The organism is Microbacterium sp. BF1, from assembly GCF_019279095.1.
GTDB lineage: Bacteria > Actinomycetota > Actinomycetes > Actinomycetales > Microbacteriaceae > Microbacterium > Microbacterium maritypicum.
Genome location: NZ_JAGYWT010000121.1, coordinates 1 through 6,043 on the forward strand (window position 1 = coordinate 1; position 6,043 = coordinate 6,043).

At 67.4% G+C, this 6,043-nt stretch carries 6 protein-coding genes and 1 pseudogene; 2 read left to right on the forward strand and 5 right to left on the reverse strand.

Going from position 1 to position 6,043, the window contains the following annotated elements; translation table 11 throughout:
• From KZA10_RS06355 to KZA10_RS18685, 5 genes and pseudogenes are all read right to left on the reverse strand, one after another.
• The coding region (locus KZA10_RS06355) for an OB-fold nucleic acid binding domain-containing protein (RefSeq protein WP_256934485.1) at positions 1-299 on the reverse strand (299 nt) is incomplete at its 3' end.
• A 214-nt stretch (positions 300-513) separates the two neighbouring features.
• Positions 514-1,101 (reverse strand): hypothetical protein, encoded by a 588-nt coding sequence (locus KZA10_RS06360; RefSeq protein ID WP_218682440.1) that lies wholly within the window; start codon positions 1,099-1,101, stop codon positions 514-516.
• Positions 1,102-1,398: 297 nt separating this feature from the next.
• On the reverse strand, positions 1,399-1,779 hold the full coding sequence (locus KZA10_RS06365) for a hypothetical protein (protein WP_055874389.1): 381 nt from the start codon (positions 1,777-1,779) through the stop codon (positions 1,399-1,401).
• Positions 1,780-1,896: 117 nt separating this feature from the next.
• Positions 1,897-2,319 carry a hypothetical protein gene (locus KZA10_RS18680; RefSeq protein ID WP_374196549.1) on the reverse strand — a complete coding sequence of 141 codons (423 nt, stop codon included), beginning with the start codon at positions 2,317-2,319 and terminating at the stop codon, positions 1,897-1,899.
• 72 nt (positions 2,320-2,391) lie between these two features.
• Positions 2,392-2,775: pseudogene (locus KZA10_RS18685) on the reverse strand (sulfatase-like hydrolase/transferase); the annotation flags it as partial.
• A 40-nt stretch (positions 2,776-2,815) separates the two neighbouring features.
• On the opposite strand from KZA10_RS18685, the gene KZA10_RS06375 reads away from it, so the two are divergent.
• Both KZA10_RS06375 and KZA10_RS18595 read left to right on the forward strand, forming a co-directional pair.
• Complete coding sequence (locus KZA10_RS06375; protein WP_218682441.1) at positions 2,816-3,397, forward strand: hypothetical protein; 582 nt, start codon at positions 2,816-2,818, stop codon at positions 3,395-3,397.
• A 68-nt stretch (positions 3,398-3,465) separates the two neighbouring features.
• On the forward strand, positions 3,466-6,043 hold a 2,578-nt coding region (locus KZA10_RS18595), incomplete at its 3' end, for a YhgE/Pip domain-containing protein (RefSeq protein WP_218682442.1).

Consider the following 6,043-nt stretch of genomic DNA (forward strand, 5'->3'; position numbering starts at 1 on the left):
GGCTCCGAGAGCAGGGTGATCTCGGGTGCTGTCACCTCGATGCCACCGGGGGCGTGCGCGTTCGTGGTCGCGGTGCCTTCGATGCGCACGACCGTCTCCTCACCGGGCAGACCGGCGGTCGGGAGCTGCTCGGGTCGGAACACGATCTGCGCGAGTCCGGTGCGGTCGCGCAGGATCAGGAACGAGACGGTGGCGAGTTCCCTGCGCCGGTGCACGTGTCCCATGAGGGTGATCCGTGCGCCGGAGGGCGTGTCGGGAAGCTGAGTGGCGAGAGTGCGAGCGGGGTCGGTCGGCGACATGATTCCTCCAGGTGGCGAAAGCCCTGGAGGTGCGGGCGGGGGCTAGATCGCGGTGCCACCACACCTTCGCCGATCGCTCATCGGCCTCTCGTCGATACGCCGGACGCGCGAGCCGCCACCTGCCCCGGAGGGCCGGGGGTCGTCACTCCCCCGCAGCTGCTGCGGCCATCGTAACATCGCGCTGGACCGCTCCCGCGGCGGGCGTTTCGCTCGCCTACTCGCTGTCGAGGAAGACCCCGACCCGTTCGCCGTCGTACACGAACTGCAGTGCGGTCGCTGCGGGGAAGCGCTCGCTCAGCTCCTTGGGGACATTGCTGTCGAAAGGCACCTCGACGGTCGCGGGGCACGTGCCGACGGCGCAACCCGTGTATACGGGTCCGTCGTAGCTCCATCCGTTGGAGGAGTCGAACTCCTCCACCCTCGGGATCTGGTCGGACCTGGCGACGGTGAAGCACTCGCTTCCGATACCCCCGCCGCCGTATCCACCCGTGGTCTCCACCAGAGCCAAGCCGTAGAAGTCGAACACAGCGGAGCTCGGGCCTGCTCCCATCCACCCCGCCGGGACCTTGAGTGTCGATGTCGCGTCGAGTGTGGTGATCTGCGGAGCCCCCGAAGACGAGGCGACGGGGGTGACCTTCACGAGTGCGAAGGTGACGGCCGCCGACATCACGGCCGCCGCCACAATCGCGACCACCCACAGGATCCTGGTCGTGCGCACCGTGAACCAGGCCGCCAGCTTCTCGGCTGGTTCCTGTTTCGGCGCGAGCGGATCCGTCGCATCGACGGCGGCATCGGCGAACACGTCGAGTTCGTCCTTCTCCGCTTCCTGCGCGCTCTGCTCCGGCCGCGCATGCCTTCGAAGGGGCTCGGGTGGTCGAATCGACTCGGGCTGCCGCAGGGCTCGATCTCCGCCGCGAAAGCGTCGGCGTCACCGGCGGATGCCCTCGGCTTCGTCATCGCCTCCAGCTGCTGGAGGCGATGCAGGGCGGCAGGATCGCTCTCGATGTCCGCCGTCGGACCATAGGCGCGGGCCCGGAGGGCGCGAAGCTCTTCATCAGCCGCAGTGCTCATCTCCGGCATCGTCTCACAGGCCGCCGGGTCAGCCGCAGAAGGCCGAGGCCGAGTCCTTGAGCTGCTCGATCGCCTCGACCGTCTCCGGGGCCTGCAGGTCTGTCATGCCGCCGATCTGGGTGGCGCCGGAGCGGATGAGGTCGCCCAGCTGTCCGTCGACGTTCGCCGCGAGCCCCTCGAGCGATGCGACGAGCTCGTCGCGCGCCGCGTCGGCCTGCTCGGCCGAGATCTCGCCCTGGTCGAGCAGCGCCTGGTACTGCCCGTAGGCGTCGTCGATCGTCGTGCACGTCGCTTGGACGTCGACCCCGATCGCGTCGCCCGCCATCTGCGTGACCTGCGAGCAGCCGGAGAGGAGTCCGGCGGTGAGTCCGGCGGCGAGGACGAGAGGAAGGACCACGATTCGGCGCATGGCCTGAGGGTAGCGGCTCGACCTGACGGCATCCTGCAGCCGATGTCGTCGCGGATGAACGGCGTGCCGAAACGCGCGACCTCGGGCGGGAACATGACGATCGGCGCGGCTCGTGGGTCAGGAGCTGCCGGGCGTCGCATCCAGCTTCGCCATCACCTGGTTGATCGTGAACGACGCCGACTCCTGCCGCGCGGGGAACTCCACGAGACTCTGCAGCATCCGCGCGACATACGCCTGCGCCGGCACGAACAGGAAGATGTGGTCGAGCACCCAGTCCCAGTAGGTGTTCGACGTGATGTCGGCCCGCTCGTAGGGGTCTGTGCGGAGGTTGAACAGCTTCGGGAAGCGCAGCTCGATGTAGGGCTCCTGCCAGACGAGCAGGGTGCCGGCGGCGCGCTGCTCGAGGAACACCACCTTCCAGTTCTCGAACCGCAGCGCCGTGAGGTCGCCGTCGTCCGACACGTAGAAGAAGTGGCGACGCGGGCTCTGTTCGACGGCACCCGTGATGTAGTCCAGCTGGTTGTTCCCGTCGAGGTGCACTCTGAAATCCGTGCCGTGCAGCTCGGTGCCTTCCTTCAGGCGCTCGGCGATGTCCGCATCTCCGGCCGCGGCCAGCAGCGTGATGAACCAGTCGTTGTGACTGACGATCCCGTTGAGCGTCGTCCCCGCCGGAATGCGCCCCGGCCAGCGGACCATCGCGGGCACGCGGTAGGCGCCCTCCCAATTGGAGTTCTTCTCGTTGCGGAACGGCGTCATCCCGGCGTCCGGCCAGCTGTTCATGTGCGGGCCGTTGTCGGTGGAGTACATGACGATCGTGTTCTCGGCCAGCCCGAGCTCGTCGATCAGGTCGAGCAGGCTTCCCACGATGTCATCGTGGTCGAGCATCGTGTCGTGGTAGTCCGACTGCCAGCGTCCGGCGCGCCCCTTGCTCTCTTCCTTGGTGTGGGTGCGGAAGTGCATGTGCGTCGAGTTGAACCAGACGAAGAAGGGGGTGTCGTCCTGCGCCTGGGTGCGTGTTCCAGGCTAGGATCCCAGGATGTCGGCGACGATCATGGAGGCACCGATGCCCAGCGCCGTACGTCTGCGCGCAAGCGCGCTCCTGGTCGCAGGAGTGCTGGCCTGCGCCGGTTGCTCCGCGGCGATGCCCAGCCCGCCGGCGGCTGTCGGCGACGGCTTCCCCGGCACCTGCCTGCCGTCCGAGGTCTCCTGGCCCTCCGACTTCCTCGAGTCCCTGCCCGGAGAATCGGAGGCGATCGGCGGCACCATCGTGGGCCTTCGCCTCGAGTGGGTCGACTCCGACTTCGTGTGGCGGCTGCGCAGCGCCGACACCCGGGTCGACATGTTCGGCGAACGGGTCGACGATCCGGCCTTCGGCAGGGAGTCACTGGTCGACGTCCGCACGCTGGAAGTCATCACGACGGGCGAGACCGAGCTCACCGAGGCGGAGCAGCAGATGAACGGCAGCAGCGCCTACAGCGCGGCCCAGCTCTCGGGCGAGGAATATCCGAGTCCGCTCATCGTCGAGATGGCACGGGTCATGGAAGACGGCTCGCCCGCGTGGCGTCTGACCATGTGCGACACCGCCACGAACGAGATGACCGTCACGACTCTGGGCTGACCCGTGTCTGCGCACATCCCCTCAGCTAACTTGCACGTTCGTGTGCACGTAACGTGTAAACTCGTCCCGTGAAACAGAGCTGGCGGATCTACAAGCGCGACGTCAAGAGACTCTCCCGCGTACCCAAAGCCTGGATCATCATCATCGGGGTGCTCATCACCCCGGCCCTGTACGCGTGGTTCAACATCAACGCGTTCTGGGACCCCTACGCCAACACCGCGAACATCCGCGTGGCGGTGGTCGATCTCGACGAGGGCGCCACCTCCGACCTCACCGGACACATCGACATCGGCGAGCAGGTGACCGAGCAGCTCGAGGACAACGACCAGCTCGGCTGGCAGTTCATGGGCGAGGACGAGGCCCAGGAGGCGGTGAAGAAGGGCGACGTCTACGCCGCCATCGTCATTCCCGCACAGTTCAGTGAGGATCTGCTCAGCATCACCAGCGGCGACTTCACCCAGCCGGCACTGCAGTACTACGTCAACGAGAAGGCCGGCGCGATCGCGCCGAAGATCACCGACGTCGGCGCCTCTGAACTCGACAAGCAGGTCACGACCGCCTTCAAGGAGCAGGTGGCGCTCGCAGCGACGAACGCCCTCAAAGACGTCGGCGACTCCACGGAGCTGCGGCTGCTGAACGCCAGGGACAACACCCTCAACGCCTTCGACCAGGCGACCCAGACCCTCTCGTCAGCGCGCGAGAACCTCGCAGAGACGCAGGAGGGGCTCACATCCTCCCGCGGCTCCCTCTCGTCAGCGCGGGGCACGCTCGGCGACGTCGACACGACGCTCGGCGATGTGCAGAAGTCGCTCGCCCAGACGCAGTCGATCATCGCCGAGACGCAGAAGGAGGTGATCGCCTTCACCGACAGCGCCACCACGGCGTTCCTGAAGGGCACCACCCTGCTCGCCGACGCCTCCTCGAAGGCGAACGTCTCGATCACCCGTCTCACCCAGAGCCTCGAACAGGCGGGGGTACGCATCGACGCCGGGATCGACGACGTCTCGAACGTGCTGAAGGCGAACGAGGCGGCGGCCGCCCGACTGCAGGCGCTTCTCGACAACACCGACCTCAGCGACGACACGAAGCAGCGCCTGACCGAGGTCATCGCCTCGCTCCAACAGCGCAATGCCACCGATCAACAGCTGCTCGCGGATCTGAAGACCCTGAAGGCCGGCGCCTCCGACACCGTGGCTTCCGTTCAGGCGGCAGCCGACGCCGTGGACCGGGCGATGCAGGACACCCGGGATGCCTCGGCGGCGATGCGCGACATCCTCACCCGCACCGTCCCCTCGCTCAACAGCGCCATGTCGCAGCTGTCGGCGAGCGTCGGATCGTTCTCGGCGGCGCTGGACGCGCAGAAGGGCGTGCTCGCACAGGCCGATCAGCTGCTCGCCGGGCTGGACTCGCAGCTCGTGGCCACGTCGTCGGCGCTGCAGAGCTTCGACAACGACCTCGCGGGCATCGAGCAGGGACTGCAGACGTCGCGCACCGACGTCGTCGCCCTCAACGCCGCATCCGAGTGGGGTCTGCTCGGTACCCTGACCGATCTGGAGCCCGAGCAGATCGCCCAGTTCATCTCCTCCCCCGTCGAGGTCGACGAGCATCTGGTGTTCCCCGTCGACACCTACGGGTCGGCGATGGCCGCGCTCTTCACGAACCTGTCGCTGTGGATCGGCGCCTTCGTGCTCATGGTGATCTTCCGCGTCGAGGTCGACACCGAGGGCGTCGAAGACGTCACCGTGCGCCAGGCCTACTTCGGCCGCTTCTTCCTCTTCGCGACGCTCGCCATCGGCCAGGCGCTGATCGTGTGCATCGGCAACCTCATCATCGGTGTGCAGACCGTCAGCGCCGCGGCCTTCGTCGGCACCGGTGTGCTCATCGCCCTCGCCTACGTGAGCATCATCTACGCCCTCTGCGTCGCCTTCGGCCACGTCGGCCGGGGCCTGTGCATCCTGCTGGTGATCATGCAGATCCCCGGCGCGTCCGGCCTGTACCCGATCGAGCTGATGCCCGGGTTCTTCCGTGCGATCTACCCGCTCCTGCCGTTCTCCTACGGCATCGACGCGATGCGGGAGACGATCGGGGGCTTCTACGGCGACCACTACTGGCGCTTCCTCGGCGCTCTCGCCGTGTTCGTCGCTCTCGCGTTCCTCGTCGGGCTCGTCCTGCGGCGCCGTCTCGCCAACTTCACCCTGCTCTTCAACCGCCAGGTGCTCTCGACCGACCTCCTGATCGGCGAGAAGGTGCAGGTCGTCGGCAGCGGATACCGGCTCACCGACGTGATCAGGGCGCTGTCGAACCGCGCCGAGTACCGCGAAGACCTCGCTCGACGGGCAGAGCCGTTCACCCGCCGCTACCCGACGCTGTTGAAGGCGACGGTGCTCACGGGAGCCGCGGGCCTCGTCGTGCTCGGTGTCCTCACCTGGGCGCTTCCCGAGTCGAAGGCACTGCTGCTGGGACTGTGGACCCTCTGGATCCTGCTGGTCATCGGATTCCTCGTGACCATCGAGTACATCAAGCACAGTTTCGAGAACGGCGAGGAGGTCGCCGCTCTCGACGAGGCGGAACTGCGTCAGCTCGCCCTCGCGGGCCCCGCCGGCCATGCGGCGGTCCTGCCCGTCACGACAGCCGAACCGCTGCCCT

Bases quoted from the DNA above. Each gene is read 5' to 3' on its own strand.
- KZA10_RS06375 (WP_218682441.1), top strand. From the start codon at position 2,816: ATGTCGGCGACGATCATGGAGGCACCGATGCCCAGCGCCGTACGTCTG.
- KZA10_RS06365 (WP_055874389.1), bottom strand. From the start codon at position 1,779: ATGCGCCGAATCGTGGTCCTTCCTCTCGTCCTCGCCGCCGGACTCACC.